The organism is Streptoalloteichus tenebrarius, assembly GCF_024171885.1.
Taxonomy (GTDB): Bacteria; Actinomycetota; Actinomycetes; order Mycobacteriales; family Pseudonocardiaceae; genus Streptoalloteichus; species Streptoalloteichus tenebrarius.
Genome location: NZ_JAMTCP010000024.1, coordinates 73,628 through 99,883, shown reverse-complemented (window position 1 = coordinate 99,883; position 26,256 = coordinate 73,628). Strand labels below are relative to the sequence as shown.

Annotated in this window: 38 protein-coding genes; 35 read left to right on the top strand and 3 right to left on the bottom strand. The window is 69.9% G+C overall.

The features are described from left to right. From LX15_RS19845 to LX15_RS19835, 3 genes are all read right to left on the bottom strand, one after another. Positions 1 to 2,860 (bottom strand): WXG100-like domain-containing protein (locus LX15_RS19845; protein WP_443729322.1); only part of this gene is annotated, 2,860 nt, incomplete at its 3' end. Between the two features lie 36 nt (positions 2,861 to 2,896). Further along, positions 2,897 to 3,274, bottom strand: coding sequence for a WXG100 family type VII secretion target (locus tag LX15_RS19840; protein ID WP_253671106.1), 378 nt, complete (start codon positions 3,272 to 3,274; stop codon positions 2,897 to 2,899). A gap of 50 nt (positions 3,275 to 3,324) precedes the next feature. Beyond that, on the bottom strand, positions 3,325 to 3,858 hold the full coding sequence (locus tag LX15_RS19835) for a YbaB/EbfC family nucleoid-associated protein (protein WP_253671105.1): 534 nt from the start codon (positions 3,856 to 3,858) through the stop codon (positions 3,325 to 3,327). 483 nt (positions 3,859 to 4,341) lie between these two features. On the opposite strand from LX15_RS19835, the gene rpsL reads away from it, so the two are divergent. The 35 genes from rpsL to LX15_RS19660 all read left to right on the top strand — a co-directional run bounded on the left by rpsL (position 4,342) and on the right by LX15_RS19660 (position 26,182). Further along, positions 4,342 to 4,716 (top strand): 30S ribosomal protein S12, encoded by a 375-nt coding sequence (rpsL, locus tag LX15_RS19830; protein WP_253671104.1) that lies wholly within the window; start codon positions 4,342 to 4,344, stop codon positions 4,714 to 4,716. Continuing rightward, the gene (rpsG, locus tag LX15_RS19825) at positions 4,716 to 5,186 is read left to right on the top strand and encodes a 30S ribosomal protein S7 (protein ID WP_253671103.1); all 471 of its coding nucleotides are present in this window, start codon (positions 4,716 to 4,718) and stop codon (positions 5,184 to 5,186) included. The genes rpsL and rpsG overlap by 1 nt, the downstream gene beginning before the upstream one ends. Positions 5,187 to 5,282: 96 nt before the next feature. Further along, entirely contained in the window at positions 5,283 to 7,385 is a 2,103-nt protein-coding gene (fusA, locus tag LX15_RS19820; protein WP_253671102.1) for an elongation factor G, read from the top strand. Between the two features lie 140 nt (positions 7,386 to 7,525). Further along, positions 7,526 to 8,719: an elongation factor Tu gene (gene tuf / locus LX15_RS19815; protein WP_253671101.1), complete on the top strand. Its 1,194-nt coding sequence runs from the start codon at positions 7,526 to 7,528 to the stop codon at positions 8,717 to 8,719. 435 nt (positions 8,720 to 9,154) lie between these two features. Continuing rightward, positions 9,155 to 9,460 carry a 30S ribosomal protein S10 gene (gene rpsJ / locus LX15_RS19810; RefSeq protein WP_003938093.1) on the top strand — a complete coding sequence of 102 codons (306 nt, stop codon included), beginning with the start codon at positions 9,155 to 9,157 and terminating at the stop codon, positions 9,458 to 9,460. Positions 9,461 to 9,495: 35 nt separating this feature from the next. Beyond that, a complete protein-coding gene (gene rplC / locus LX15_RS19805) occupies positions 9,496 to 10,149 on the top strand; it encodes a 50S ribosomal protein L3 (RefSeq protein WP_253671100.1) in 654 nt (217 codons plus the stop codon). Beyond that, a complete protein-coding gene (rplD, locus tag LX15_RS19800; RefSeq protein ID WP_253671099.1) occupies positions 10,146 to 10,832 on the top strand; it encodes a 50S ribosomal protein L4 in 687 nt (228 codons plus the stop codon). Before rplC ends, rplD begins: the two co-directional genes overlap by 4 nt. Continuing rightward, a complete protein-coding gene (rplW, locus tag LX15_RS19795) occupies positions 10,829 to 11,128 on the top strand; it encodes a 50S ribosomal protein L23 (protein WP_253671098.1) in 300 nt (99 codons plus the stop codon). Before rplD ends, rplW begins: the two co-directional genes overlap by 4 nt. A gap of 24 nt (positions 11,129 to 11,152) precedes the next feature. Continuing rightward, a complete protein-coding gene (rplB, locus tag LX15_RS19790) occupies positions 11,153 to 11,986 on the top strand; it encodes a 50S ribosomal protein L2 (protein ID WP_253671097.1) in 834 nt (277 codons plus the stop codon). Positions 11,987 to 12,004: 18 nt separating this feature from the next. Next, the gene (rpsS, locus tag LX15_RS19785) at positions 12,005 to 12,286 is read left to right on the top strand and encodes a 30S ribosomal protein S19 (RefSeq protein ID WP_253671096.1); all 282 of its coding nucleotides are present in this window, start codon (positions 12,005 to 12,007) and stop codon (positions 12,284 to 12,286) included. Positions 12,287 to 12,328: 42 nt separating this feature from the next. Next, positions 12,329 to 12,739 carry a 50S ribosomal protein L22 gene (gene rplV, locus LX15_RS19780; RefSeq protein WP_253671095.1) on the top strand — a complete coding sequence of 137 codons (411 nt, stop codon included), beginning with the start codon at positions 12,329 to 12,331 and terminating at the stop codon, positions 12,737 to 12,739. Continuing rightward, a complete protein-coding gene (gene rpsC / locus LX15_RS19775; protein WP_253671094.1) occupies positions 12,739 to 13,578 on the top strand; it encodes a 30S ribosomal protein S3 in 840 nt (279 codons plus the stop codon). Before rplV ends, rpsC begins: the two co-directional genes overlap by 1 nt. 3 nt (positions 13,579 to 13,581) lie before the next feature. Further along, complete coding sequence (gene rplP, locus LX15_RS19770) at positions 13,582 to 14,001, top strand: 50S ribosomal protein L16 (protein ID WP_073479334.1); 420 nt, start codon at positions 13,582 to 13,584, stop codon at positions 13,999 to 14,001. Beyond that, complete coding sequence (gene rpmC / locus LX15_RS19765) at positions 14,001 to 14,237, top strand: 50S ribosomal protein L29 (RefSeq protein ID WP_073479333.1); 237 nt, start codon at positions 14,001 to 14,003, stop codon at positions 14,235 to 14,237. Before rplP ends, rpmC begins: the two co-directional genes overlap by 1 nt. Beyond that, complete coding sequence (rpsQ, locus tag LX15_RS19760) at positions 14,234 to 14,509, top strand: 30S ribosomal protein S17 (protein ID WP_253671093.1); 276 nt, start codon at positions 14,234 to 14,236, stop codon at positions 14,507 to 14,509. The genes rpmC and rpsQ overlap by 4 nt, the downstream gene beginning before the upstream one ends. Positions 14,510 to 14,564: 55 nt before the next feature. Further along, the gene (gene rplN, locus LX15_RS19755) at positions 14,565 to 14,933 is read left to right on the top strand and encodes a 50S ribosomal protein L14 (protein WP_073479331.1); all 369 of its coding nucleotides are present in this window, start codon (positions 14,565 to 14,567) and stop codon (positions 14,931 to 14,933) included. Further along, on the top strand, positions 14,933 to 15,247 hold the full coding sequence (gene rplX, locus LX15_RS19750) for a 50S ribosomal protein L24 (RefSeq protein WP_253671092.1): 315 nt from the start codon (positions 14,933 to 14,935) through the stop codon (positions 15,245 to 15,247). The genes rplN and rplX overlap by 1 nt, the downstream gene beginning before the upstream one ends. 2 nt (positions 15,248 to 15,249) lie before the next feature. Further along, the gene (gene rplE / locus LX15_RS19745; protein ID WP_253671091.1) at positions 15,250 to 15,813 is read left to right on the top strand and encodes a 50S ribosomal protein L5; all 564 of its coding nucleotides are present in this window, start codon (positions 15,250 to 15,252) and stop codon (positions 15,811 to 15,813) included. Positions 15,814 to 15,864: 51 nt separating this feature from the next. Next, complete coding sequence (locus LX15_RS19740; protein ID WP_073479328.1) at positions 15,865 to 16,050, top strand: type Z 30S ribosomal protein S14; 186 nt, start codon at positions 15,865 to 15,867, stop codon at positions 16,048 to 16,050. Between the two features lie 104 nt (positions 16,051 to 16,154). After that, on the top strand, positions 16,155 to 16,553 hold the full coding sequence (gene rpsH, locus LX15_RS19735; protein ID WP_253671090.1) for a 30S ribosomal protein S8: 399 nt from the start codon (positions 16,155 to 16,157) through the stop codon (positions 16,551 to 16,553). Positions 16,554 to 16,569: 16 nt separating this feature from the next. Then, on the top strand, positions 16,570 to 17,109 hold the full coding sequence (gene rplF / locus LX15_RS19730) for a 50S ribosomal protein L6 (protein WP_253671089.1): 540 nt from the start codon (positions 16,570 to 16,572) through the stop codon (positions 17,107 to 17,109). Between the two features lie 2 nt (positions 17,110 to 17,111). Beyond that, positions 17,112 to 17,513, top strand: coding sequence for a 50S ribosomal protein L18 (rplR, locus tag LX15_RS19725; protein WP_253671118.1), 402 nt, complete (start codon positions 17,112 to 17,114; stop codon positions 17,511 to 17,513). Positions 17,514 to 17,559: 46 nt separating this feature from the next. Then, positions 17,560 to 18,162 carry a 30S ribosomal protein S5 gene (rpsE, locus tag LX15_RS19720; protein WP_253671088.1) on the top strand — a complete coding sequence of 201 codons (603 nt, stop codon included), beginning with the start codon at positions 17,560 to 17,562 and terminating at the stop codon, positions 18,160 to 18,162. Between the two features lie 5 nt (positions 18,163 to 18,167). Next, complete coding sequence (rpmD, locus tag LX15_RS19715; protein WP_253671087.1) at positions 18,168 to 18,353, top strand: 50S ribosomal protein L30; 186 nt, start codon at positions 18,168 to 18,170, stop codon at positions 18,351 to 18,353. Beyond that, complete coding sequence (rplO, locus tag LX15_RS19710) at positions 18,350 to 18,793, top strand: 50S ribosomal protein L15 (RefSeq protein WP_253671117.1); 444 nt, start codon at positions 18,350 to 18,352, stop codon at positions 18,791 to 18,793. Before rpmD ends, rplO begins: the two co-directional genes overlap by 4 nt. Positions 18,794 to 19,117: 324 nt before the next feature. Continuing rightward, positions 19,118 to 20,446, top strand: coding sequence for a preprotein translocase subunit SecY (secY, locus tag LX15_RS19705; protein ID WP_253671116.1), 1,329 nt, complete (start codon positions 19,118 to 19,120; stop codon positions 20,444 to 20,446). After that, on the top strand, positions 20,446 to 20,997 hold the full coding sequence (locus LX15_RS19700; protein ID WP_253671086.1) for an adenylate kinase: 552 nt from the start codon (positions 20,446 to 20,448) through the stop codon (positions 20,995 to 20,997). Before secY ends, LX15_RS19700 begins: the two co-directional genes overlap by 1 nt. A gap of 5 nt (positions 20,998 to 21,002) precedes the next feature. Continuing rightward, positions 21,003 to 21,824 carry a type I methionyl aminopeptidase gene (gene map / locus LX15_RS19695; RefSeq protein ID WP_301304913.1) on the top strand — a complete coding sequence of 274 codons (822 nt, stop codon included), beginning with the start codon at positions 21,003 to 21,005 and terminating at the stop codon, positions 21,822 to 21,824. A 151-nt stretch (positions 21,825 to 21,975) separates the two neighbouring features. After that, complete coding sequence (locus LX15_RS19690; protein ID WP_308213491.1) at positions 21,976 to 22,347, top strand: DUF1707 SHOCT-like domain-containing protein; 372 nt, start codon at positions 21,976 to 21,978, stop codon at positions 22,345 to 22,347. A gap of 503 nt (positions 22,348 to 22,850) precedes the next feature. Continuing rightward, a complete protein-coding gene (gene infA, locus LX15_RS19685) occupies positions 22,851 to 23,072 on the top strand; it encodes a translation initiation factor IF-1 (RefSeq protein WP_009948665.1) in 222 nt (73 codons plus the stop codon). 58 nt (positions 23,073 to 23,130) lie between these two features. Further along, positions 23,131 to 23,244: a 50S ribosomal protein L36 gene (gene rpmJ, locus LX15_RS19680; protein ID WP_010148647.1), complete on the top strand. Its 114-nt coding sequence runs from the start codon at positions 23,131 to 23,133 to the stop codon at positions 23,242 to 23,244. Between the two features lie 237 nt (positions 23,245 to 23,481). After that, entirely contained in the window at positions 23,482 to 23,862 is a 381-nt protein-coding gene (rpsM, locus tag LX15_RS19675) for a 30S ribosomal protein S13 (protein WP_253671084.1), read from the top strand. 33 nt (positions 23,863 to 23,895) lie between these two features. After that, positions 23,896 to 24,303, top strand: a complete 408-nt coding sequence (gene rpsK / locus LX15_RS19670) for a 30S ribosomal protein S11 (protein WP_073479315.1) — start codon at positions 23,896 to 23,898, stop codon at positions 24,301 to 24,303. A 24-nt stretch (positions 24,304 to 24,327) separates the two neighbouring features. After that, on the top strand, positions 24,328 to 24,933 hold the full coding sequence (gene rpsD, locus LX15_RS19665; RefSeq protein WP_253671083.1) for a 30S ribosomal protein S4: 606 nt from the start codon (positions 24,328 to 24,330) through the stop codon (positions 24,931 to 24,933). Between the two features lie 199 nt (positions 24,934 to 25,132). Continuing rightward, a complete protein-coding gene (locus LX15_RS19660; protein WP_073479313.1) occupies positions 25,133 to 26,182 on the top strand; it encodes a DNA-directed RNA polymerase subunit alpha in 1,050 nt (349 codons plus the stop codon). The last annotated feature ends 74 nt before the right edge of the window (positions 26,183 to 26,256 follow it).

Genomic DNA, 26,256 nt, shown 5'->3' with positions numbered 1-26,256 from the left:
GGGTCGGTGGTGCGACCTGGTTGTTCGGTGAGCCGACGAGGGGCTGGTGCGGTACCTGGCCGGCAGCGGGGAACGCAGGACCGCGCGCGGGCGGCACGGGGCCGCGCTGGGGTGGAAGCGGACCGGCGCTCGGTTGTGGCACCGGCCCCCGTGGAACCGGCTGGGGCGGGGGTCCGACGGGACGTGGCTGCCCGGGTGTGGGGCCTCCCGCGAAAGGCGGAGTGACCGAAGGCGGCGTTCCGCCGCCGTGCGCCGCTCCACCGTGTGGCGGGGGTGGTGTGCCGGTCGGGTCGCCGGACGGGTGCCACTGCCGGGGCGCGGCGGGGCCGGTCGGCGGGGGCGTGAGAGGCGCGGCGCCGAGCTGCGGGCTGGCGGTGGCCGGCGCGGTCGACGGGTCGGTCCCTGGCCGGTACGACGCGGGCCCAGGATGCGGACCCCACGGCGTGGGGCCACCGGGAAACACGCCGGGACCTGCGGGAACGCCCTGCTGGTGAGGGTGACCGCCCCAGCCAGGGTGGGGGTCGCCGGCCGTGACCGTTCCGTGGGGACCGGGGCGCTGCGGAGCCGGGCCGCTTGGCGCCTGGGTTCCGCCGCCGGGGCCGCCGTCGACCGGTGGACGTGCGCTGGGGCCGCCCGGCTGCCCCGGCGGCATCGGGTGCTGGCCGAGCGGAGCGGGGCCTCCCGAAGTCGACGGGGCCGACGGAGTCGAGTGTGGACCGTGCGAAGTGGACGGTGTTGGTCCGGTGTGGGGCGTTCCCTGTGGCGTGTGTCCGGTCGAAGAGGACGTCGCGTGTGGAGTGTGCGGTGTGGTCGGTGCGGAACCGCTGACCGCCGGTCCACTGTGGTGCGGGGTCGGGGGAGCGCCGAACGGTGGTGTGGCACCGGGAGTCGGGCCGTGGCCGCCGACCGGTCCACCGTGGAGTCCTGATGGGGCGGGTGGGCTGGGTGGTCCGGAGGGAGTCGGGCCGCCGCTGTTGAGGGGACCGCCATGCGGAGCCGGGGGAGCGGATGGGCCGGAATGAACCGGTCCGCCGGCGGAGCCGGCGAAGCCCGGTGAACCGGACGACCCGGGTGAGGCGGGACCGTGCGGAACGGTCGGAGGTGTCGCCTGTGGACCGTGCGAAGTGGACGGACCAGGCGCGTGCCCTCCGGCGTGCGGCGCGCTCGGGGACGACGGCGACGATGGGAACGACGGCGACGACGGCGACGGGCCGGCTGGTGAGGAGCCGCCCGAGGAGAAGCCGCCGGGGTGGGTGCCGCCGGTGGTGGGAGAGGGTCCGCCGGCGGGAGACGCGCCGAGCGGTGCCCCGCCGCCGTGGCCGGCGAAGGCGCCGGGTCCACCAGGGGCAAGGCCACCGGGCATCGCGCCCAGCGGAGCGCGCCCCGAGGGGCCGGCGGGCGGAGGACCGGCGGGAGCCCCGGGCGACGTGCCCGTTCCCGCTGGTGCGGGGCCTGGCGGCGTGCCACCGGAGGTGGACGGACCGGCCGGCTGGCCGGGAGCGTCGCCGGTGGACGAGGCGTGCGGAGGGGGCGAGGCCGGCGGGCCGGACGGCAGGTCAGGGGGCGCCAGCGTCGCGGCCGAGGCGACCTGCGAGGTCGCGGGCTGCTGGGGTCGCTGGGGGATCTCCTCCCTGGCGTGGCCCGACGAACCAGCCGGATCGCCGGACGAGCCGGCGAACGTCGTGAAGGAGCTGTCGGGCGGTCCTCCCCGCGTGAACCCGCCGCCGGCGTCGAACGGCGACGGCGTCGACCGCGTGCCCGTCTCGCCGGAGCGGTCGCCCGACGTGGACGGGCCCGCGCCCGTGAAGTCGGGTGAGGGCCGCGCCTTCCCGCCGAAGTCCGGGACCTCGACGGAGCCGAGGTCAGGACCGTCGCCCTCGTGCCCGCCGTGGTCCCTGGCGTCGCGGGCGCCGTGCTTCGCGCCGCCGAGCGCTCCGCCCACCGCGCCGGAGCTCATGCCCTTCAGGACGTCGTCGAGCTTGAGGCCCTCCTCGCTGGTCAGGCCGGAGACGACCGCGCTGGCCCCGCCGAGGGCGCCCTCCTCGACGGCGCCGCGCGCCGCGCCCTTGCCCATGGCCTTGGCGATGTCGCCGACCGACCGCTCCCCGGCCTCCCCGAGCGCGTGGCCCGCGCCCTTGCCGCCGGGCATCAGCCCGCCGAGCGCCCCGGAGATCGCCCCGTCCTTCACCGCGCCCCAGGTCAGCTTGCCGTCCCACTCCTTGCGGGTGCCGGCGGCGAACTGCGCTCCCTGGACAGCCCCGTCGATGGCCAGCGAGGAGCCGACCTCCATCAGCAGGCTGGGCAGGACCCTGGTCATCAGGGTCTCCAGCAGCTTGGCGACCAGTTTCTTGGCGACGCTCTCGCCCGCCCACCTCGCCAACCGCGTGAGGAGCTGACCGAAGACCTTCTGGACCACGACCCGGGTGGCGGCCTGCGCGATGGGGATGCCGGCCGTCGAGCCGCCGAACGTGGCGGCGGCGGCCGCCAGCATCGCGGCGATCTGGATCGCGAGCACGACCAGCGACAGGATGATCGTCAGCTTGGTGTACTCGATCTCCGTGGCGGTCTTGCCGCACATCTCGCCGAGCGCGGAGAGCGCCTCGTCCAGTCTCTGGAGCCCCTCGGGGCCGGCGAAGCCCTTCCAGAACTCCTCGAAGGCCTCGCCCGACTTCCCGCTGATGTGCCGGATCGCCTCGGTGGCCGCGCCGTCGGCGTCCTCGGTGACCTCGCGGACGGCCTCGGCCGCCCGCTGCCAGGCCTCGCCGAGCCGCCGCAGCGCGGTCTCGTCACCTTCCGGCCAGTCCGAGCCGACGACGATCGGTAAGAGCCACCGGACCGCCTCCGGGACCTCGATCCCCACTGCTGTCGTTCCCCCTCGTCGACGCGTGACCCGCGGTCACGCGCCCGTTCCCCCCAGCGCGCGGCTGTTGTCGGCGTCCCTGCGCTCGAAGTCGTCGACCATCTTCCCGAGGCCCTCGCCGACCTTGTGCAGGACCTCGACGATCTTGCCAAGGCCCTCGAGCTGCTTGTCCCGCAGAGGGACGTACTCCTTGGCGAACTTCTCCCCGGACTCGTCGTGCCCCCAGCACTCGCCCTCGGCGTCGAGCGCGTGCCGCAGCGCCTGGACCGCGCGTTCCATCGCGTCGCCGGCGCGGGTCATCCTGGCCGCCGCGGAGCGCACGCCCGACGGTTCGAGCCAGAGCACGCCAGGGCCGCCGTCCGATGCCTGTCCGTTGTCGCCGCGGGCGCCGCCGCACGAGGTTCCGCCGCTCATCGGGACGGTCCTCACATCGGGGTTGTGCGGACGTCCCTGGTCCCAGGTGCTCACCAGCCGGCCCTCTGCATGATGTCGCCGGGCTCGTCGTCAGGGTCGTCGTGACCGTCGTGACCTGCACGGCCGTCCGCGCGTCGCGTCGCGCTCGACGCGGACGTCGGGCCAGTCCCCGGGGTGGGTGACGCCACAGGGGGCGGCTCGACGGTGTACAGGTCACGCAGCGACGGGGCGCCGGGCACCACGTCGGGGAGGTCGAGCGCGCCCTCGGTCAGCGGGCGGAACTCCTCCTGCATGCGGAACCGCGCCTCGGTCGCCGCCTGCCGCACGACGTCGGTGATCACGCCGGCCAGCCGCCCCGGCGTCGTCCGCTCGAACGCGCGGTCGGTCAGTTCCAGTTGGGTGAGCATGCCGGTGGCGTCCACCCTGGCCGTGACCGTGCCGTCCGGCGAGGTGGCCTCGCCGGTGAGCTGGGCGACGCGCTCCCGCGCCGCCTGGATGTCCTCGGTCCGCCGACGCAGCTCCCGCAGACCGCTCTCGATCTGCTCCCGCAAGGCCGCGTTGCGTGCCTCGAGCTCGTCGTACACCGACGCCCCCCCGTATATGACGTGTCGCTGACAGAGCCGAACGCTACCAACCCGTCACGGCGCGTACCGAGGTTTCGTCACTTTCGGCCGACCGGTGCGCGGCGGCCGAGGCATGGCCCGCGCCACGCCGCCCGCCCGGGGACGGCGGGCGGACGCGCCCCTGTCCGCCGCGTATCCTGACGTGGGGCTTTGCCTCCAGGGAGCAGGCGGCGAACGGGCACCGGGCTGGGTGACCCCCGCTTTGACCGGGTGCGGACGGGGCAGGTATCTTTGCTACTCGTGCCCGACTAGCGTCGGGCCACTCCGCGTGCCTGTGAGCGGTGGTCGCCGCGCCGGGAGTGCGGAGCTCCCTCCCACTATCCATGGGGTGCTCGAGGTCCTCGCGGGCCGGAGAAGAGGGCGACACGCCCGACCTCGGGATACGGAGGGATCAAGTACACAGCTCGCTGAGCACGACACGCGAACGCTACAGAAAGACGGTCCATGCCCACGATCCAGCAGCTGGTCCGGAAGGGCCGCAAGGCGAAGGCCGCGAAGTCGAAGACCGCGGCGCTCGAGAAGAACCCGCAGCGGCGGGGTGTGTGCACGCGCGTCTACACCACCACTCCCAAGAAGCCGAACTCCGCGCTGCGCAAGGTCGCGCGTGTGCGCTTCAACAACGGCGTCGAGGTCACCGCCTACATCCCCGGTGAGGGCCACAACCTGCAGGAGCACTCGATCGTGCTCGTCCGCGGCGGCCGTGTGAAGGACCTCCCGGGTGTGCGCTACAAGATCATTCGGGGTGCGCTGGACACCCAGGGCGTGAAGAACCGCAAGCAGGCCCGCAGCCACTACGGCGCGAAGAAGGAGAAGAGCTGATGCCCCGCAAGGGTCCGGCCCCCAAGCGGCCTCTGATCGCCGACCCCGTCTACAGCTCTCCGCTGGTGACCCAGCTCATCAACAAGGTGCTGCGGGATGGCAAGCGGTCGATCGCCGAGAAGATCGTCTACGAGGCGCTCGAGGGCTGCCGCGAGAAGACCGGCACCGACCCGGTCGTCACGCTGAAGCGCGCGCTGGACAACGTCAAGCCCGCCCTGGAGGTGCGCAGCCGCCGCGTCGGTGGCGCCACCTACCAGGTGCCGGTGGAGGTCCGCCCGGCCCGCTCCACCACCCTGGCCCTCCGCTGGCTGGTCACGTTCTCGCGCCAGCGCCGGGAGAAGACCATGGTCGAGCGCCTCATGAACGAGCTGCTCGACGCGAGCAACGGCCTCGGGGCGTCGGTCAAGCGCCGCGAGGACACGCACAAGATGGCCGAGTCCAACAAGGCCTTCGCGCACTACCGCTGGTGAGTAGTGGCGGTCGCCGGCCAAGCGGGGTGACCCCTTGACCACGCCGGCTCCGCCGTTTGGACAGCGACCGCTGCAATCTCAGAACGGGGAAGACTCGTGGCACGCGACGTGCTGACTGACCTGGCCAAGGTCCGCAACATCGGGATCATGGCCCACATCGACGCGGGCAAGACCACCACGACCGAGCGGATCCTCTTCTACACGGGGGTCAACTACAAGATCGGCGAGGTGCACGACGGCGCCGCGACGATGGACTGGATGGAGGAGGAGCAGAAGCGCGGCATCACCATCACCTCCGCCGCGACCACCTGCTTCTGGGACGACCACCAGATCAACATCATCGACACGCCGGGGCACGTCGACTTCACGGTCGAGGTGGAGCGCAACCTGCGCGTGCTCGACGGCGCCGTGGCCGTGTTCGACGGCAAGGAGGGCGTCGAGCCCCAGTCCGAGACGGTCTGGCGCCAGGCGGACAAGTACGACGTGCCGCGGATCTGCTTCGTCAACAAGATGGACAAGATCGGCGCGGACTTCTACTTCACCGTCCGCACGATCGAGGAGCGGCTCAACGCCCGTCCGATCGTCATCCAGCTTCCCATCGGCGCCGAGTCGGACTTCGTCGGCGTCGTCGACCTGGTCGAGATGCGGGCGCTGACCTGGCGCGGCGAGGTGCAGAAGGGCGAGGACTACGCCGTCGAGGAGATCCCGGCGGAGCTGGCCGACAAGGCCGCCGAGTACCGGGAGAAGCTGCTCGAGGCCGTCGCCGAGACGGACGAGGCCCTGATGGAGAAGTACCTCGAGGAGGGGGACCTCTCCGTCGAGGAGATCAAGGCCGGCATCCGGAAGATCACCGTCAACAGCGAGGGCTACCCGGTCCTCTGCGGCTCGGCGTTCAAGAACAAGGGCGTCCAGCCGATGCTCGACGCGGTGATCGACTACCTGCCGACGCCGCTCGACGTGCCGGCGGTGGAGGGCACCCTCCAGGACGGCGAGACCCCGGCCTCCAGGAAGCCGTCGGTCGACGAGCCGTTCTCCGCGCTCGCGTTCAAGATCATGACCCACCCGTTCTTCGGGAAGCTGACCTACATCCGGGTCTACTCGGGCAAGGTCGCCGCGGGCACCCAGGTCATCAACGCGACCAAGGACCGCAAGGAGCGCATCGGGAAGCTCTTCCAGATGCACTCCAACAAGGAGAACCCGGTCGACGAGGCGCGCGCGGGCCACATCTACGCGTGCATCGGCCTCAAGGAGACCACCACGGGTGACACGCTGTGCGACCCGAGCGCCCCGATCGTGCTCGAGTCGATGACGTTCCCCGAGCCGGTCATCGAGGTCGCCATCGAGCCGAAGTCCAAGGCCGACCAGGAGAAGCTCTCGACCGCGATCCAGAAGCTGTCCGAGGAGGACCCGACCTTCCGGGTCAACCTGGACGAGGACACCGGTCAGACGATCATCAAGGGCATGGGCGAGCTGCACCTCGAGGTGCTCGTCAACCGGATGAAGTCGGACTTCAAGGTCGAGGCGAACGTCGGCAAGCCGCAGGTCGCCTACCGGGAGACCATCCGGCGCAAGGTCGAGAAGTTCGAGTACACGCACAAGAAGCAGACCGGTGGTTCGGGTCAGTTCGCCCGGGTCATCATCGCGCTGGAGCCGCTGGAGAAGACCGCGGACGGTGCGCTGTACGAGTTCGACAACAAGGTCACCGGTGGCCGCATCCCCCGGGAGTACATCCCGTCGGTCGACGCGGGCGCCCAGGACGCCATGCAGTACGGCGTGCTCGCCGGCTACCCGCTGGTCGGCGTGAAGGTGACCCTGCTGGACGGCGCCTACCACGAGGTCGACTCGTCCGAGATGGCCTTCAAGATCGCCGGTTCGATGGCGCTCAAGGAGGCCGCGCGCAAGGCCGACCCGGCCCTGCTGGAGCCGATGATGGCCGTCGAGGTCATCACGCCCGAGGACTACATGGGCGACGTCATCGGTGACCTGAACTCCCGCCGTGGCCAGATCCAGGCCATGGAGGAGCGCGGTGGCAACCGCGTCGTCAAGGCGCTGGTGCCGCTGTCGGAGATGTTCGGGTACGTCGGCGACCTGCGGTCGAAGACCCAGGGTCGCGCGAACTACTCGATGCAGTTCGACTCCTACGCCGAGGTTCCCGCGAACGTCGCGAAGGAGATCATCGCGAAGGCGACGGGGGAGTGACCCCCTAGCCGGAACCGCACATCCAGTGCGGGGCCCGCGGGGAGATCCTCCCCAGGGTCCGCACAACCGGCCCTGAGGCACGCCGCGCCGGATCCACGCCGGTGCGACGGGTAGCAAACACAGTCCAGGAGGACACACCAGTGGCGAAGGCGAAGTTCGAGCGGACCAAGCCGCACGTCAACATCGGCACCATCGGTCACATCGACCACGGCAAGACGACGCTGACCGCGGCCATCACCAAGGTCCTGCACGACGCGTACCCGGACCTGAACCCGTTCACGCCGTTCGAGGAGATCGACAAGGCTCCCGAGGAGCGTCAGCGCGGTATCACCATCTCCATCGCGCACGTCGAGTACCAGACCGAGAGCCGGCACTACGCGCACGTCGACTGCCCGGGTCACGCCGACTACATCAAGAACATGATCACCGGTGCGGCGCAGATGGACGGCGCCATCCTGGTGGTCGCGGCGACCGACGGCCCGATGCCGCAGACCAAGGAGCACGTGCTGCTGGCCCGCCAGGTCGGCGTGCCGTACATCGTGGTCGCGCTGAACAAGGCCGACATGGTGGACGACGAGGAGATCCTGGAGCTCGTCGAGCTCGAGGTCCGCGAGCTCCTCAACGAGTACGAGTTCCCGGGCGACGACGTCCCGGTCGTGCGCGTGTCCGCCCTGAAGGCCCTGGAGGGCGACAAGGAGTGGGGCGCCAAGCTGCTCGACCTCATGAAGGCCGTGGACGAGAACATCCCCGAGCCGCAGCGTGAGATCGACAAGCCCTTCCTGATGCCGGTCGAGGACGTGTTCACGATCACCGGTCGTGGCACCGTCGTCACCGGTCGCATCGAGCGCGGCGTGATCAACGTCAACGAGACCGTTGAGATCGTCGGCATCAAGGAGAAGAGCATGTCGACGACCGTCACCGGCGTCGAGATGTTCCGCAAGCTCCTCGACCAGGGCCAGGCCGGCGACAACGTGGGCCTGCTCCTGCGCGGCACCAAGCGCGAGGAGGTGGAGCGCGGCATGGTCGTCTGCAAGCCGGGCTCCGTCACCCCGCACACGGAGTTCGAGGCGCAGGTCTACATCCTGTCCAAGGACGAGGGTGGCCGTCACACGCCGTTCTTCAACAACTACCGTCCGCAGTTCTACTTCCGGACCACGGACGTGACCGGCGTGGTGACCCTCCCCGAGGGCACCGAGATGGTCATGCCGGGCGACAACACCAACATGTCCGTCGCCCTGATCCAGCCGATCGCGATGGAGGAGGGCCTCAAGTTCGCGATCCGCGAGGGCGGCCGCACCGTCGGCGCCGGCCGGGTCACCAAGATCATCAAGTGAGTCGCCGGGGAGGCCACCCGTTCGCGGGTGGCCTCCCCCACCCGATTTGGACTGCTACACCACGGTGTGGCATCCTGTACGGGTTGCTCGTTCGGGGCGGCCAGTCCGTGTGACCACCCATGGCGGTCCGTCGCGGATCCGGCCGCCCCGGAACGAGCCCCTCCAGTAGGGAAAACAACCGCAGCCCCTGGTCGTCGGCGGTCGGCGTCATCGACGCACCACGTCGACGTGAGCGGGGGACACCGGACCCGCCAGGGTCCATCCCACAGACGAAGTCAGTGGGACCGGTCTGTGCTCGAGGGCGCGACACGCCCGACCGCGTGGACCGGGCACCGTGACACCTGAACAGGGGCGGAGCGCGGTCTGGGACCCCTCGGGCCCACCGGTAAGGCAACCCGCACCGCAGCGGTACGAGAAGAGGAACGGCAAGCCACCATGGCGGGACAGAAGATCCGCATCCGGCTCAAGGCCTACGACCACGAGGCGATCGACGCGTCCGCGCGCAAGATCGTCGAGACCGTGACGCGCACCGGCGCTCGGGTCGTCGGGCCGGTGCCGCTGCCCACTGAGAAGAACGTCTACTGCGTCATCCGCTCGCCGCACAAGTACAAGGACTCGCGCGAGCACTTCGAGATGCGCACGCACAAGCGTCTGATCGACATCCTCGACCCCACGCCGAAGACGGTGGACGCGCTCATGCGCATCGACCTGCCGGCCAGCGTCGACGTCAACATCCAGTAAGAGCTGGACGCGAGAGCGGCGGAGTTAACAGTCCCATGTCTGACAGGCAGATCAAGGGGATCCTGGGCACCAAGCTCGGAATGACCCAGGTCTTCGACGAGAACAACCGGGTGGTCCCGGTGACCGTCGTCAAGGCGGGCCCGTGCGTGGTCACCCAGATCCGCACCCCGGAGAAGGACGGCTACTCGGCGGTCCAGCTCGCCTTCGGCGCCATCGACCCCCGCAAGGTGAACAAGCCGCGGTCGGGCCACTTCGCCAAGGCCGGCGTGACCCCGCGCCGTCACCTGGTGGAGCTGCGTACCGCCGACGCCGGTGAGTACGAGGTCGGCCAGGAGTTGACCGCTGAGGTCTTCGAGGCCGGCACCGTGGTCGACGTGACCGGCACGAGCAAGGGCAAGGGCTTCGCGGGTGTCATGAAGCGGCACGGCTTCGGCGGCCTCGGCGCCAGCCACGGCACGCAGCGCAAGCACCGTTCGCCCGGCTCGATCGGTGGCTGCGCCACCCCGGGCCGCGTGTTCAAGGGCCTGCGCATGGCGGGTCGCATGGGCCACGAGCGGGTGACCACGCAGAACCTGACCGTGCACCAGGTGGACGGCGAGTCCGGCCTGCTGCTCATCAAGGGCGCCGTGCCCGGCCCCAAGGGCGGGCTCGTGCTCGTCAAGACCGCTGCGAAGGGTGGTGCCAAGTGACCGCCACGGTTGAGGTCCGCACCCCGGACGGCAAGACCGAGGGCACCGTCGAGCTGCCCGCCGACGTCTTCGACGTCCAGGCGAACATCCCGCTGATGCACCAGGTCGTCGTGGCCCAGATGGCGGCCGCGCGGCAGGGCACGCACGACACCAAGACCCGCGGCGAGGTCTCCGGCGGCGGCAAGAAGCCGTACCGGCAGAAGGGCACCGGCCGGGCCCGTCAGGGTTCGACCCGCGCCCCGCAGTTCGCCGGCGGTGGCACCGTCCACGGCCCGACGCCGCGCGACTACACCCAGCGGACCCCGAAGAAGATGAAGGCCGCCGCCCTGCGCGGCGCCCTGTCCGACCGGGCCCGCGCCGACCGCGTGCACGTGGTCACCTCGCTGATCGAGGGCGACAAGCCGTCCACCAAGACGGCCAAGGCCGCCCTCGCCACGGTGACCGAGGCGCGGCGGGTGCTCGTGGTGCTCAGCCGCGCCGAGGAGATCGCCTGGCTGAGCCTGCGCAACGTGCCGAACGTGCACCTGATCCACCCGGACCAGCTCAACACCTACGACGTGCTGGTCAACGACGACGTGGTGTTCACCAAGGACGCGCTGAACCTGTTCCTGGCCGGTCCGGTCCGCGGCAAGACCGCGAAGGCGAGCGCGCGCTCCGGTGAGCTGGAGGAGGCGGCGAAGTGATTCCCGACCCGCGTGACATTCTCCTCGCGCCGGTGATCTCCGAGAAGTCCTACGGGCTGCTCGAGGAGAACAAGTACACCTTCCTGGTGAGCCCGGACGCCAACAAGACCGAGATCAAGATCGCGGTGGAGAAGGTCTTCGGCGTGAAGGTCGTGTCGGTGAACACGATCAACCGTCAGGGCAAGCGCAAGCGCACCCGCAACGGCTGGGGCAAGCGCAAGGACACCAAGCGCGCCATCGTGACGCTCTCCCCGGAGAGCAAGCCGATCGAGATCTTCGGCGGCCCGGCCGCGTAAGAGAACGTAGGGACTGGCACAGAGATGGGCATCCGCAAGTACAAGCCGACGACGCCTGGCCGTCGTGGCGCGAGCGTGTCCGACTTCGCCGAGATCACCCGGTCTCACCCGGAGAAGTCGCTGGTTCGCCCGATCACCAAGTCGGGTGGCCGCAACGCGCACGGCAAGATCACGACCCGCCACAGGGGCGGCGGTCACAAGCGCGCCTACCGGATCATCGACTTCCGGCGGGCGGACAAGGACGGCGTGCCGGCGAAGGTCGCGCACATCGAGTACGACCCGAACCGCACCGCGCGCATCGCGCTGCTCCACTACGCGGACGGCGAGAAGCGCTACATCATCGCCCCGAACAAGCTCCGCCAGGGCGACAAGATCGAGAACGGCCCGAAGGCCGACATCAAGCCGGGCAACAACCTGCCGCTGCGCAACATCCCGGTCGGCACGGTGGTGCACGCCATCGAGCTGCGGCCCGGCGGCGGCGCCAAGATCGCCCGGTCGGCCGGCGCGAGCGTGCAGCTCGTGGCCAAGGACGGCCCGTACGCGCAGCTCCGCATGCCCTCGGGCGAGATCCGCAACGTCGACGTGCGCTGCCGCGCCACCGTCGGCGAGGTGGGCAACTCGGAGCACGCGAACATCAACTGGGGCAAGGCCGGCCGGATGCGGTGGAAGGGCAAGCGCCCGACCGTCCGCGGTGTGGCCATGAACCCGGTGGACCACCCCCACGGTGGTGGTGAGGGCAAGACCTCGGGTGGTCGTCACCCGGTCAACCCGAACGGCAAGCCGGAGGGTCGCACCCGTCGGCGCAAGGCCAGCGACAAGCTCATCGTCCGGCGTCGTCGCACCGGTAAGAAGCGCTGAGCAGGGAGGGAGTGAAGGATGCCGCGCAGCCTGAAGAAGGGCCCCTTCGTCGACGACCACCTGCTCAAGAAGGTGGACGCGCAGAACGAGAAGGGCAGCAAGCAGGTCATCAAGACCTGGTCCCGCCGTTCCACGATCATCCCGGACATGCTGGGTCACACCATCGCGGTGCACGACGGCCGTAAGCACGTCCCGGTGTTCATCACCGAGGCCATGGTCGGGCACAAGCTGGGCGAGTTCGCCCCGACCCGGACCTTCAAGGGCCACGTCAAGGAAGACCGCAAGTCGCGCCGCCGCTGAGCGGGCTGTGACTGGAACTGACGAAGCAAGGGGTTAGCAGCGATGGGTAACACCGACGCCGGCACGGCGGAGCAGGCTCCGCGTGCCGTGGCGCGGGCCCGCTACGTCCGCATGACGCCGATGAAGGTGCGTCGGGTGGTCGAGCTGATCAGGGGCCGCAACGCCCGGGAGGCCCTGAGCGTGCTCCAGTTCGCGCCGCAGGCCGCCAGCGGTCCGGTCGCGAAGGTGCTCGCCAGCGCCATGGCCAACGCCGAGAACAACCTCGACCTGGACCCGGAGACCCTGTGGGTGTCCGCGGCGTTCGTGGACGAGGGGCCGACGCTCAAGCGCTTCCGGCCGCGCGCCCAGGGTCGCGCGTACCGGATCCGCAAGCGCACCAGCCACATCACCGTCGAGGTCGAGTCGCGCCCGAAGGCCGGCAAGGCCAACCGCGCGAAGGGGAGTGCCCGGTAGTGGGTCAGAAGATCAACCCGCACGGCTTCCGGCTGGGGATCACCACCGACTGGAAGTCGCGCTGGTACGCCGACAAGCAGTACTCGGAGTACGTGGCGGAGGACGTCAAGATCCGCCGCATGCTGTCCAAGGGCATGGAGCGCGCCGGCATCTCCAAGGTGGAGATCGAGCGCACCCGTGACCGTGTCCGCGTGGACATCCACACCGCCCGTCCGGGCATCGTGATCGGCCGCCGCGGCGCGGAGGCCGACCGCATCCGCGGCGCCCTCGAGAAGCTGACCGGCAAGCAGGTCCAGCTCAACATCCTCGAGGTCAAGAACGCCGAGGCCGACGCGCAGCTCGTGGCGCAGAGCGTCGCCGAGCAGCTCTCCAACCGCGTGTCCTTCCGGCGCGCGATGCGCAAGGCCATCCAGTCGGCCATGCGCTCGCCGCAGGTCAAGGGCATCCGGGTGCAGTGCGGCGGTCGCCTGGGCGGCGCCGAGATGTCGCGGTCGGAGTTCTACCGCGAGGGTCGGGTCCCGCTGCACACGCTGCGTGCGGACATCGACTACGGCTTCTTCGAGGCCCGCACCACCTTCGGCCGCATCGGCGTGAAGGTGTGGATCTACAAGGGCGACCTGGTCGGCGGCTACCGGTCCCGCGAGACCGCCGCCGAGTCCCGCCCGCCGCGTCGTGAGCGTGGCGAGCGCGGTGAGCGCGGTGAGCGCCGCCGCCGGTCCGGCGCCGCCGGCACCACGCCGACGAGCACCGAGGCCGGCCGCGCGGCCGAGGCCAGGGCGAGCGAGGAGGCCGCGGCGGCCGCCACCGAGGGCGCCGCGGTCGAGAAGACGGAGGGCTGAGTAGTGCTCATCCCACGGAAGGTCAAGCACCGCAAGCAGCACTCCCCGAGCCGCAAGGGCGCGGCCAAGGGCGGCACGCGGGTGTCCTTCGGCGAGTTCGGCATCCAGGCTCTGGAGCCGGCCTACGTGACCAACCGGCAGATCGAGTCGGCGCGTATCGCCATCACCCGGCACATCCGCCGTGGTGGCAAGGTCTGGATCAACATCTTCCCGGACCGCCCGCTGACCAAGAAGCCGGCCGAGACCCGGATGGGTTCCGGTAAGGGCTCCCCGGAGTACTGGGTGGCCAACGTCAAGCCCGGTCGGGTGCTCTTCGAGATGAGCTTCCCGAACGAGGCCGTGGCCCGCGAGGCGCTTCGTCGCGCGATCCACAAGCTCCCGATGAAGTGCCGCATCGTCACGCGTGAGGGTGGTGAGTTCTGATGGCAGCGGGTACCACCGCCGCTGAGCTGCGTGAGCTCACCAACGAGGAGCTCGTGCTGCGCCTGAAGGAAGCCAAGGAGGAGCTGTTCAACCTCCGCTTCCAGATGGCCACCGGGCAGCTCGACAACAACCGCCGGCTGCGGACCGTCCGGCACGACATCGCCCGCATCTACACCGTGATGCGCGAGCGTGAGCTGGGCCTGTCGCAGTCGCCCGAGGGTGAGGGCGCGGCATGAGCGAGAACAACGAGAGCAACGTGCGCAACAACCGCAAGGTCCGCGAGGGCTACGTCGTCTCCGACAAGATGGACAAGACGATCGTGGTCCTGCTCGAGGACCGCAAGAAGCACCCGCTGTACGGCAAGGTCATGCGCACCACCTCCAAGGTGAAGGCGCACGACGAGGGCAACATCGCCGGTGTCGGCGACCGTGTGCTGCTGATGGAGACCCGCCCGCTGTCGGCGACCAAGCGCTGGCGGCTCGTGGAGATCCTCGAGAAGGCCAAGTGACGACCGCGCGCGTCAGGTCGGAAATCTGGCGCGCCACCAAGGGTCAGGAGTTGACGTGATCCAGCAGGAGTCGCGACTGCGCGTCGCCGACAACACCGGTGCGAAGGAGATCCTTTGCATCCGCGTGCTCGGCGGCTCGGCGCGTCGCTACGCGGGCATCGGCGACATCATCGTCGCCACCGTCAAGGACGCCATCCCCGGCGCGGGTGTGAAGAAGGGCGACGTGGTCAAGGCCGTCGTCGTCCGCACCGCGAAGGAGAAGCGGCGTCCGGACGGCTCGTACATCCGTTTCGACGAGAACGCCGCCGTTCTGATCAAGAACGACAACGAGCCTCGGGGTACCCGCATCTTCGGTCCGGTCGGCCGTGAGCTTCGCGAGAAGAAGTTCATGAAGATCATCTCGCTCGCGCCGGAGGTGCTGTGATGAAGGTGAAGAAGGGCGACACGGTCGTCGTCATCGCCGGCAAGGACAAGGGCGCCAAGGGCAAGGTCATCCAGGCCTTCCCGCAGGAGCAGCGCGTCCTGGTCGAGGGCGTGAACCGCATCAAGAAGCACACCCGGGTCTCGCGGACCCAGCGGGGCGCCCAGTCGGGCGGCATCGTGACCCAGGAGGCCCCGATCCACGTGAGCAACGTGATGGTCGTGGACTCCGACGGCAAGCCCACCCGGGTCGGGTACCGCACGAACGACGAGGGGAAGCGCGTCCGCATTTCCCGTCGGAACGGTAAGGACATCTGAGCATGACCACGGCTGAGAAGATCGTTCCGCGGCTGAAGACCCGCTACCGCGAGGAGATCAAGCGGGCGCTCCAGGAGGAGTTCTCCTACAGCAACCCCATGCAGGTGCCGGGCATCGTGAAGGTCGTCGTGAACATGGGCGTCGGCGACGCCGCCCGCGACGGCAAGCTGATCGAGGGCGCCGTGCGCGACCTCTCCCTGATCACCGGCCAGCGGCCGGAGATCCGGCGGGCCAAGAAGTCCATCGCGCAGTTCAAGCTGCGCGAGGGCATGCCGATCGGCGCCCGCGCCACGCTGCGCGGCGACCGGATGTGGGAGTTCCTGGACCGGCTGCTGACCATCGCGCTGCCCCGTATCCGCGACTTCCGCGGCCTGTCGGGCAAGCAGTTCGACGGCAACGGCAACTACACGTTCGGCCTGAACGAGCAGTCGATGTTCCACGAGATCGACCCCGACTCGATCGACCGCCCGCGCGGCATGGACATCACCGTCGTCACCACCGCCACCACCGACGAGGAGGGCCGGGCGCTGCTGAAGCACCTGGGCTTCCCGTTCAAGGAGCAGTGACGGGCTGTGATGGTGTTCGCGGCCGTGGATCGCAACGAGGAGAACTGAGCCATGGCGAAGAAGGCGCTGATCAGCAAGGCCGCGCGTAAGCCGAAGTTCGCGGTGCGCGCCTACACCCGGTGCAACCGCTGCGGTCGTCCGCACTCGGTGTACCGCAAGTTCGGTCTGTGCCGGGTGTGCCTCCGTGAGATGGCGCACCGCGGTGAGCTGCCCGGCGTGAGCAAGTCGAGCTGGTGAACCAGCTAGGCTGAGCCCTTACGCCCTGCTCCAGACCCCCCACTTCGCCGTAGGCCCCTTGCTGAGGCAGAGGAACCGCGGCGAGAAAGGTTGATTAGGTCACCATGACGATGACCGACCCGATCGCAGACATGCTCACGCGTCTGCGGAACGCCAACTCGGCATACCACGACGAGGTCGTGATGCCGCACTCGAAGCTCAAGGCCAACATCGCCGAGATTCTCCAGCGTGAGGGCTACATCGCCGGCTTCCGCGCGGAGCAGGGCGACAAGGGCAAGAACCTGGTCATCGAGCTGAAGTACGGGCCGAACCGCGAGCGGAGCATCGCGGGCCTGCGGCGCGTGTCCAAGCCCGGCCTGCGGGTGTACGCCAAGTCGACCAACCTGCCCAAGGTGCTGGGTGGTCTCGGCGTGGCGATCATCTCCACGTCGTCCGGCCTGCTGACCGACCGGCAGGCCCAGAAGCAGGGCGTGGGCGGGGAAGTCCTCGCCTACGTCTGGTGAGGAAGGGGGTAACGGCATGTCGCGCATCGGAAAGCTGCCCGTCCCCGTCCCCGCCGGGGTTGACGTCACCATCGACGGCCAGGTCGTGACGGTGAAGGGCCCGAAGGGGACCCTGACCCACGCGGTCCCGGAGCCGATCACCGTGGAGCGCGCCGAGGACGGCGGCCTGCTGGTGAAGCGCCCGGACGACGAGCGCAAGAGCCGCTCGCTGCACGGCCTGACCAGGACCCTGGTGAACAACATGGTCGTCGGCGTGACCCAGGGCTACGAGAAGAAGCTCGAGATCGTGGGCGTCGGTTACCGCGTCCAGGCCAAGGGCTCCTCGCTGGAGTTCGCGCTGGGCTTCAGCCACCCGGTCAAGGTCGACCCGCCGCAGGGCATCACCTTCGCCGTGGAGAGCCCGACCAAGTTCTCCGTGCAGGGCATCGACAAGCAGCAGGTCGGTGAGGTCGCGGCCAACATCCGCAAGATCCGCAAGCCCGAGCCGTACAAGGGCAAGGGCGTGCGCTACGCGGGCGAGAACGTTCGCCGCAAGGTCGGGAAGACGGGTAAGTGAGCATGAGCGAGACCACTGCTACCAAGCGCCGCAGCGTCGGCAAGGGTGTCTCCCAGGCGCGTCGCGAGGCCCGGATCAAGCGGCACTTCCGCCTGCGGAAGAAGGTTGTCGGCACCGCGGAGCGTCCGCGCCTTGCGGTGTTCCGGTCCTCGCGGCACATCGTCGCCCAGTTGATCGACGACACCAAGGGCCACACGCTGGCCGCGGCCTCCAGCCTGGAGGCCGACGTCCGCGCGATCGAGGGCGACAAGAAGGCCCGCGCGGCCAAGGTCGGCGAGCTCGTGGCCGCCAGGGCCAGGAACGCCGGCATCTCGCAGGTCGTGTTCGACCGTGGCGGTTACGAGTACCACGGCCGGATCGCGGCCCTGGCGGACGCCGCTCGCGAGGCGGGGCTGGAGTTCTGACAGTGCTGATGAAGAAGATCCAGTACATCACCGGAAGGGACGCCTGATGCCTGGACGCATGCGTCGTGACGGCGGGGAGCGCGGCGAGCGCCGCGACCGCCGGGACGGTGGCCGCGGCGGGGCGGCCCAGGAGAAGACCCCGCACATCGAGCGCGTGGTGTCGATCAACCGCGTCGCCAAGGTCGTGAAGGGTGGCCGGCGGTTCAGCTTCACCGCGCTGGTCATCGTGGGCGACGGCGACGGCCTGGTCGGCGTCGGCTACGGCAAGGCCAAGGAGGTGCCGGCCGCGATCGCCAAGGGCGTGGAGGAGGCGAAGAAGAACTTCTTCCGCGTCCCCCGGATCGCGACCACCATCCCGCACCCCGTCGAGGCGCGGGACGCGGCCGGCCAGGTGCTGCTCCGTCCGGCCGCCCCGGGTACCGGTGTGATCGCCGGTGGCCCGGTGCGCGCCGTGCTGGAGTGCGCGGGCGTGAACGACGTGCTGAGCAAGTCGCTGGGCAGCGACAACGCCATCAACATCGTCCACGCCACCATCGCCGCGCTGAAGCAGCTTCAGCGGCCCGAGGAGGTGGCGGCCCGGCGCGGGCTGCCCCTGGAGGACGTCGCGCCGGCCGGCATGCTGCGGGCCCGCGCTGGGCAGGGGGCGTGACCGGCATGGCGAAGCTGAAGATCACCCAACTGCGCAGCACCATCGGCACCAAGCAGAACCAGCGGGAGTCCCTGCGCACCCTCGGCCTGCGGAAGATCCGCCAGTCCGTGGTGCGCGAGGACACCCCGCAGGTCCGCGGCCTGGTCCACACCGTCCGCCACCTGGTGGCGGTCGAGGAGGTTGCTGACTGATGACCATCAAGATCCACCACCTCCGGCCGGCCCCCGGCGCCAAGACCGCCAAGACCCGCGTGGGTCGCGGTGAGGGCTCCAAGGGCAAGACCGCCGGCCGCGGCACGAAGGGCACCAAGGCCCGGAAGAACGTGCCGGCCGCGTTCGAGGGTGGGCAGATGCCCATCCACATGCGGCTGCCGAAGCTCAAGGGCTTCAAGAACCGGTTCCGCACCGAGTACCAGGTCGTCAACGTCGGCGACATCGCCCGGCTGTTCCCGCAGGGCGGCACCGTCGGCGTGGCCGAGCTGGTCGCGGCCGGCGCGGTCCGCAAGGGCCAGTTGGTCAAGGTGCTGGGCGAGGGCGAGCTGGGCGTGAAGGTCGACGTGACCGCGCACGCCTTCTCGGGCAGCGCCCAGGAGAAGATCACGGCCGCCGGTGGCACCGCCACCAAGCTGTGACCTGATCCAGCCTTCATGAGGGGAGGGCCGGACGCGCGTCGCGTCCGGCCCTCCCCTCGTTGGTGGTCCAGCTCCCCCGTCCCGGGGAACGTCGGTGGCGCGTCCGCCGGGTTCTCCCGTGCGACATGGGGAATCCGATGGCGGGAATGCTTCGGCCGGGGCGGCGTGAGGGGCCGGGGCTGTTAGAGTCGTCAGCACGCTTCGCCCCGTAGTGGGGCGGGCGCGTCTGGCTTGCCCGCCAGGTAGTCGACAAATGCCGGCACGGAAGCCGGCCCAGCCGATCGTCGGGCCCCACGAGGTCCGTCGATGCCGAGGAGGTACCGCGTGCTCAGCGCCTTCCGCTCGGCTCTTGCGACGCCTGACCTGCGTCGCAAGATCCTGTTCACGCTGGGGATCCTGGTGCTGTTCCGGCTCGGCCAGACACTGCCCTCCCCTGGCGTGTCGTACAGGAACGTCCAGGAGTGCATCAGGCTGATCGAGGGAAGCGCCAACCAGAGCGTCTACTCGTTGATCAACCTGCTCAGCGGTGGCGCGCTGCTCCAGCTCTCGGTCTTCGCGTTGGGCATCATGCCCTACATCACCGCGAGCATCATCGTGCAGCTCCTGACGGTGGTGATCCCGCGGTTCGAGCAGCTCAAGAAGGAAGGCCAGTCCGGCCAGAACAAGCTGACGCAGTACACGCGGTACCTGACCGTCGCGCTGGCCGTGCTCCAGTCGACCGGCGTGGTGGCGCTGGCGGTCAGGGGACAGCTCCTGCGCAACTGCGACACCACGACCTACCCGATCGTCCCCGACTCCTCGGTGTTCAACCTGGTGGTCATCGTGATCACGATGACCGCGGGCACCGCGATCATCATGTGGTTCGGGGAGCTGATCACCGAGCGCGGCATCGGCAACGGCATGTCGCTGCTGATGTTCACCTCGATCGCCGCCCGGCTGGTGCCCGAGGGCGGCAACATCCTCCGCACCCAGGGCGGCCTGGTGTTCGCCGTGGTGTGCGTGTTCGGGCTGGCGATCATCACCAGCGTCATCTTCATGGAGCAGGGGCAGCGCCGGGTCCCGGTGCAGTACGCCAAGCGCATGATCGGCCGCCGGATGTACGGCGGGACCTCGACCTACCTGCCGCTCAAGGTCAACCAGTCGGGCGTCATCCCGGTCATCTTCGCGTCGTCCCTGCTCTACCTGCCGCAGCTCATCTCCCAGCTCGCCGCCTCGCCGACCGGTGAGCCGTCGACCTGGAAGCGGCTGGTCGACACCTACCTGGTGGACCAGTCGAGCTGGGTGCACATCTCGCTGTACTTCCTGCTCATCATCTTCTTCGCCTACTTCTACGTCGCGATCACGTTCAACCCGGACGAGCGCGCCGACGAGATGAAGAAGTTCGGCGGCTTCATCCCCGGCATCCGGCCGGGGCGCCCGACCTCCGAGTACCTCGGGTTCGTGCTCAACCGCCTGACGCTGCCGGGTTCGCTCTACCTGGGCATCATCGCGATCCTGCCGAACTTCTTCCTGGACATGACGGGCCAGGGGCAGAACCAGAACTTCCCGTTCGGCGGCACCGCGGTGCTGATCATGGTCGGCGTCGGCCTCGACACGGTGAAGCAGATCGAGAGCCAGCTGATGCAGCGCAATTACGAAGGGTTCCTCCGCTAGTGCGACTCGTTCTCGTCGGCCCGCCGGGCGCGGGCAAGGGCACCCAGGCCGCGGTGCTGAGCGACAAGCTCGGCATCCCGCACATCTCCACCGGGGAGCTGTTCCGCGCCCACGTGGGGCAGCAGACCCCGCTGGGCCAGGAGGCCAAGCAGTACCTCGACGCCGGTGAGCTGGTGCCGGACACGGTCACCAACGCGATGGTGCGCGAGCGCCTCGCCGAGCCGGACGCCGCGAAGGGCTTCCTGCTCGACGGCTTCCCGCGCAACACCGCGCAGGCGGAGGTGCTGTCCGGGATCCTCGCCGACGCGGGGGTGAAGCTGGACGCGGTGCTGGAGTTCGACGTCCCGGAGGACGTCGTGGTGGAGCGCCTGCTGGCCCGTGGCCGCTCGGACGACACCGAGGAGGTCATCCGGCGCCGGCAGCAGATCTACCGGTCGGAGACGGCCCCGCTGCTGAACTACTACCGCGACATCCTGATCACCATCGACGCCGTCGGCGCGGTGGGCGAGATCAGCGAGCGCGCGCTCAAGGCGCTGCGCGGCGAGTCGTGAGCCTGCTGGAGACGGTGGCTTCGGTGGTGCGACGCGGACGCGGTATCGAGATCAAGACGCCCGGTGAGCTCCAGGCGATGCGGGCGGCCGGCCTGGTCGTCGCCAGGGCGTTGGCGGCGGTGGCCGCCCACGCCCGGCCCGGGGTGAGCACGGGCGAGCTGGACGAGCTGGCCGAGCAGACCATCCGGGACGCCGGCGCGGTGCCCTCGTTCAAGGGCTACCAGGGCTTCCCGGCCTCGATCTGCGCCTCGGTGAACGAGCAGATCGTGCACGGCATCCCGACCAGGGACCTGGTGCTGGCCGAGGGCGACCTGCTGTCGGTGGACTGCGGGGCCATCCTGGAGGGCTGGCACGGGGACTCGGCGGTGACGCTGGGTGTCGGCGCGCTCGGCGAGGCGGACCGGCTGCTGTCCGAGGCGACCAGGGAGTCGATGCTGGCCGGGATCAGGGCGGCGCGTCCCGGCGGCCGGCTGACCGACATCTCGCACGCCATCGAGACCTCCGTGCGGGCCTCCCGCGCCAGGGACGGCGTGGAGTACGGCATCGTCGAGGAGTACGGCGGGCACGGGATCGGCACCAGGATGCACATGGAGCCGTTCCTGCCGAACTACGGCCGGCCCGGCAAGGGGCCGAAGCTGAAGGTCGGGATGGCCATCGCCATCGAGCCGATGCTGACCCTGGGCTCGCCGGAGACCGAGGAACTCGACGACGAGTGGACCGTGGTCACGGTCGACGGCTCGCGGGCCGCGCACTGGGAGCACAGCGTGGCCATCACCGAGGACGGTCCCTGGGTGCTCACCGCCCCGGAGAACGAGACCGTCATCTGACCGTCGCCACCTCAGCGCCCGAGTGCCCGCGCCCTCCCGGCGCGGGCACTCCGCTGTTCGGGCGGGAGGGCCGGCTGCCCGGTTCACCGTCCTGGCGGGGCGGGTGGCTGGGAAGATCAGCGGCTTGAGCGACCCGTGACACCCCGACGACATCCGCGCGTCGGACGTCGACCGGAAGCTGGTGCAGGACCGCCCGCACGCGGCGCACGCCCAGGGGCTCATCGACCTCGCGGAGTTCGACACGCGGGTGCGGACCGCCTGGGACGCGAAGACGCGTGGCGAGCTGGAGCGGGTGGTCGCGGACCTGCCGGCGCCACGACCGGCCGGTCCCTCGGCGAGCCGGGTGGCGATGACGGTGCTGACACGGATCTGGCTCTGCCTGGTGGCCTTCAGCCTGGCTCTCTGGGGCCTGCTCGTGTTGACCATGGGGTGGACCTACCCCGTGTGGGTCTGGTTCGTCGCGCCCGGCGCCGTGCTCGGCGTCCTGTGGGCGAGCGGCGTCGGTCGCGACAAGGAGCGCTGAGCCTGGAGCGCGGCAGCGGCCACGGGGGAGGCGTGGGAGCGGACGTCCGACCCTCCCGCGTGGTGTCGGCCCCGTTCCGCCGCCCGGGGAGAGCTGAGCACGCCGAAGAGGGGTGGCGCCGACCTGGGTGCCGGGGCGGCGTTCCGCTTCACGGGGAGACGCCGGGTACCCGTGGTGACGACGAGCACAGCGGAGGGTCGTCGGCCTCGCCACGGGCAACTCAGTCGAAAGGGTGATGGCGGCGGCGCGGGGTCCCGCGTTCGGGTGGGGTCGGCGCGTCCTCTTGACGCGGCGTGACGTCGGCCCCCCTGGTTTGGAGCGTTCCCCCGGGTGTGCCTACACTGGTGTGTCGGCGCGTACCTCGCGCCGGTTCCGCCGTGCGCGTGTGCAGCAGCATTTCGTGGCGATTTCGGAGCCGGGGTGGCGTGCGCCCACCGCCTGGCCGGGTCACCGAGGCCCGACCGAGCGTGACCGTACTCGCACCGTCACGAAACGCGGAGGACATGGGCAAGAAGGACGGGGCCATCGAGGTCGAGGGCCGCGTGATCGAGCCGCTCCCCAACGCGATGTTCCGCGTCGAGCTGGAGAACGGCCACAAGGTCCTGGCACACATCAGCGGCAAGATGCGGCAGCACTACATCCGCATCCTGCCGGAGGACCGGGTAGTCGTGGAGCTCTCGCCCTACGACCTGTCTCGCGGCCGCATCGTCTACCGCTACAAGTGACCTCCACGGTGCCCGGGCCTCGCGGTCCGGGCACGCGGCCGAGCAGGAGAGCACGACCGTGAAGGTCCAGCCGAGCGTCAAGAAGATCTGCGACAAGTGCAAGGTGATCCGCCGTCACGGCCGGGTCATGGTGATCTGCGAGAACCTGCGCCACAAGCAGCGTCAGGGCTGATCGCCGCCTCGCCCGTCGCAGGGCGACGACGCCACACAACGAAATCTCCCCGTGCCTACCGGACCGGTGCGGCCCGTTCCGACGGGTCGGCACGGGTCCAATCCACCCCCGGTCTCCAGGCCGGGGCCCGGGAGGCCGCCCACGCCAGCGGGCGGTCGGCGTCGGCTCCGCGGAGCCAGCCACCTCCCGGGGCGGACGGGGAGCAGACCTGGAGCCAAGAGAAGGAGAACGCGCCGTATGGCACGGCTCGCTGGCGTCGACCTCCCCCGCGAGAAGCGGATGGAGATCGCGCTGACCTACATCTACGGCATCGGCCGTACCCGCTCGAAGGAGATCCTGGCCGCCACCGGCGTCAGCCCGGACCTGCGTGCCAGGGACCTCAGCGACGAGGACGTCACCAAGCTGCGGGACTTCATCGAGAACAACTTCAAGGTCGAGGGTGACCTCCGCCGCGAGGTGGCCGCCGACATCCGCCGCAAGGTGGAGATCGGCTGCTACGAGGGCCTGCGGCACCGTCGGGGTCTGCCCGTGCGTGGTCAGCGGACCAAGACCAACGCCCGCACCCGCAAGGGCCCGAAGAAGACGGTCGCCGGCAAGAAGAAGGCCGGTAAGAAGTAAGCCCCTCGCGGCAGCTAGGAGAGCACCGAAGCAATGCCACCCAAGTCCCGCACCGGCGCCGGGGTCAAGAAGGTCCGGCGCAAGGAGAAGAAGAACGTCACCCACGGTCACGCTCACATCAAGAGCACGTTCAACAACACCATCGTGTCCATCACGGACCCGACGGGGAACGTGATCTCCTGGGCGTCCGCCGGCCACGTCGGGTTCAAGGGCTCCCGGAAGTCCACCCCGTTCGCCGCGCAGATGGCCGCCGAGAACGCCGCGCGCAAGGCCGCCGAGCACGGCATGCGCAAGGTTGACGTGTTCGTGAAGGGCCCGGGCTCCGGCCGGGAGACCGCCATCCGGTCTCTCCAGGCCGCCGGTCTCGAGGTCGGCACCATCCAGGACGTGACCCCGCAGCCGCACAACGGCTGCCGGCCGCCGAAGCGGCGCCGGGTCTGAGGCCAGGGGGAGGACTAGCTACCAATGGCTCGCTACACCGGACCCATCACCCGCAAGTCGCGTCGGCTGAAGGTCGACCTGGTCGGCGGTGACCAGGCCTTCGAGCGTCGCCCCTACCCGCCCGGCCAGCACGGCCGCGCGCGGACCAAGGAGAGCGAGTACCTGCTCCAGAAGCAGGAGAAGCAGAAGGCCCGCTTCACCTACGGCGTGCTTGAGCGCCAGTTCCGCCGGTACTACGAGGAGGCCGTGCGCCGCCCCGGCAAGACCGGTGAGAACCTGCTCCAGATCCTGGAGTCCCGGCTCGACAACGTGGTCTACCGCGCCGGCCTCGCCCGGACCCGTCGGCAGGCCCGTCAGTTGGTGTCGCACGGCCACTTCCTGGTCAACGGCCAGAAGGTGAACATCCCGAGCTTCCGGGTGTCGCAGTACGACATCATCGACGTGAAGCCGAAGTCGCTGAACACGCTGCCGTTCATCGCGGCGAAGGAGGACATGGGCAGCCGGCCGGTGCCGGCGTGGCTCCAGGTCGTCCCCTCGACGCTGCGTGTCCTGGTGCACCAGCTCCCGCTCCGCGCGCAGATCGACGTGCCGGTGCAGGAGCAGCTCATCGTCGAGCTCTACTCGAAGTGATCCAGCGCGGGGGAGGCGACCGAGGGGCGGGTTCCCCGCTCCCGGGTCGCCTTCCCCGTCGCCGGGTCCGGCGGCGACACGCCGGATGTGTCGTCCGCCTCGCCGGCACCGGCCCCGCCAGTGCGTTCGGTTCGGGCCGCCCGGCGCGCCACCCCCTGCGGCGTCATATGGCGGGCGCCGGTAGGAAAGGAAACCGACAGTGCTCATCTCCCAGCGACCCACGCTGACCGAGGAGCCGGTCAACGAGACCCGCTCCCGGTTCGTCATCGAGCCGCTCGAGCCGGGCTTCGGCTACACGCTCGGCAACTCCCTGCGGCGCACGCTGCTGTCCTCGATCCCGGGCGCGGCGGTGACCAGCATCCGCATCGACGGCGTGCTGCACGAGTTCACCACCGTGCCGGGCGTCAAGGAGGACGTCACCGACATCATCCTCAACCTCAAGGAGCTCGTGGTCAGCTCCGAGGAGGACGAGCCGGTGACCATGTACCTGCGCAAGCAGGGGCCCGGTGAGGTCACCGCGGGCGACATCGTGCCGCCGGCCGGTGTCACCGTGCACAACCCGGACCTGCACATCGCCACCCTGAACGCCAAGGGCAAGCTGGAGATCGAGCTCGTCGTCGAGCGTGGTCGCGGCTACGTCCCAGCCGTGCAGAACAAGCAGGCCGGCGCCGAGATCGGCCGGATCCCGGTGGACTCGATCTACTCGCCGGTGCTCAAGGTGACCTACAAGGTCGAGGCCACCCGTGTCGAGCAGCGGACCGACTTCGACAAGCTGATCCTCGACGTCGAGACCAAGCCGTCGATCACCCCGCGGGACGCGCTGGCCTCGGCCGGCAAGACCCTGGTCGAGCTGTTCGGCCTGGCCCGCGAGCTGAACGTCGACGCGGAGGGCATCGAGATCGGCCCGTCGCCGGCCGAGGCGGACACCATCGCCGCGTTCGCGATGCCGATCGAGGACCTCGACCTGACGGTGCGCTCCTACAACTGCCTCAAGCGGGAGGGCATCCACACCGTCGGCGAGCTGGTCTCGCGCAGCGAGGCCGACCTCCTCGACATCCGCAACTTCGGCGCGAAGTCGATCGACGAGGTCAAGATGAAGCTGGCCGGCCTCGGCCTGGCGCTCAAGGACAGCCCGCCCGGGTTCGACCCGACCGCCGCCGCCGCCGAGTACCCGAGCGAGGGTTGGGCGGTCGGCGCCGAGCACGGCAACGACGACGGCCAGGACTACGCAGAGACGGAGCAGCTCTGACGCGTTGACCGGCTCCCCGCCCCTCGGGGCGGGGAGCCGGTCGGGCGGGAGACCTCCAGGAAGCAAGAGGAGCA

What these genes read in the sequence shown, in the direction of transcription:
- rplF (WP_253671089.1), top strand. Translation starts at nt 16,570, where the DNA reads ATGTCGCGCATCGGAAAGCTGCCCGTCCCCGTCCCCGCCGGGGTTGAC.
- rpsM (WP_253671084.1), top strand. Translation starts at nt 23,482, where the DNA reads ATGGCACGGCTCGCTGGCGTCGACCTCCCCCGCGAGAAGCGGATGGAG.
- rpmD (WP_253671087.1), top strand. Translation starts at nt 18,168, where the DNA reads ATGGCGAAGCTGAAGATCACCCAACTGCGCAGCACCATCGGCACCAAG.
- rpsH (WP_253671090.1), top strand. Translation starts at nt 16,155, where the DNA reads ATGACGATGACCGACCCGATCGCAGACATGCTCACGCGTCTGCGGAAC.
- rpsE (WP_253671088.1), top strand. Translation starts at nt 17,560, where the DNA reads ATGCCTGGACGCATGCGTCGTGACGGCGGGGAGCGCGGCGAGCGCCGC.
- rpsJ (WP_003938093.1), top strand. Translation starts at nt 9,155, where the DNA reads ATGGCGGGACAGAAGATCCGCATCCGGCTCAAGGCCTACGACCACGAG.
- rpsD (WP_253671083.1), top strand. Translation starts at nt 24,328, where the DNA reads ATGGCTCGCTACACCGGACCCATCACCCGCAAGTCGCGTCGGCTGAAG.
- rpsQ (WP_253671093.1), top strand. Translation starts at nt 14,234, where the DNA reads ATGAGCGAGAACAACGAGAGCAACGTGCGCAACAACCGCAAGGTCCGC.
- rplE (WP_253671091.1), top strand. Translation starts at nt 15,250, where the DNA reads ATGACCACGGCTGAGAAGATCGTTCCGCGGCTGAAGACCCGCTACCGC.
- rplB (WP_253671097.1), top strand. Translation starts at nt 11,153, where the DNA reads ATGGGCATCCGCAAGTACAAGCCGACGACGCCTGGCCGTCGTGGCGCG.
- rplC (WP_253671100.1), top strand. Translation starts at nt 9,496, where the DNA reads ATGTCTGACAGGCAGATCAAGGGGATCCTGGGCACCAAGCTCGGAATG.
- rpsG (WP_253671103.1), top strand. Translation starts at nt 4,716, where the DNA reads ATGCCCCGCAAGGGTCCGGCCCCCAAGCGGCCTCTGATCGCCGACCCC.
- LX15_RS19840 (WP_253671106.1), bottom strand. Translation starts at nt 3,274, where the DNA reads ATGAGCGGCGGAACCTCGTGCGGCGGCGCCCGCGGCGACAACGGACAG.
- rplX (WP_253671092.1), top strand. Translation starts at nt 14,933, where the DNA reads ATGAAGGTGAAGAAGGGCGACACGGTCGTCGTCATCGCCGGCAAGGAC.
- LX15_RS19740 (WP_073479328.1), top strand. Translation starts at nt 15,865, where the DNA reads ATGGCGAAGAAGGCGCTGATCAGCAAGGCCGCGCGTAAGCCGAAGTTC.
- infA (WP_009948665.1), top strand. Translation starts at nt 22,851, where the DNA reads ATGGGCAAGAAGGACGGGGCCATCGAGGTCGAGGGCCGCGTGATCGAG.
- rplV (WP_253671095.1), top strand. Translation starts at nt 12,329, where the DNA reads ATGGGTAACACCGACGCCGGCACGGCGGAGCAGGCTCCGCGTGCCGTG.
- rpmC (WP_073479333.1), top strand. Translation starts at nt 14,001, where the DNA reads ATGGCAGCGGGTACCACCGCCGCTGAGCTGCGTGAGCTCACCAACGAG.
- rpsS (WP_253671096.1), top strand. Translation starts at nt 12,005, where the DNA reads ATGCCGCGCAGCCTGAAGAAGGGCCCCTTCGTCGACGACCACCTGCTC.
- rpsL (WP_253671104.1), top strand. Translation starts at nt 4,342, where the DNA reads ATGCCCACGATCCAGCAGCTGGTCCGGAAGGGCCGCAAGGCGAAGGCC.
- rplR (WP_253671118.1), top strand. Translation starts at nt 17,112, where the DNA reads ATGAGCGAGACCACTGCTACCAAGCGCCGCAGCGTCGGCAAGGGTGTC.
- rpsK (WP_073479315.1), top strand. Translation starts at nt 23,896, where the DNA reads ATGCCACCCAAGTCCCGCACCGGCGCCGGGGTCAAGAAGGTCCGGCGC.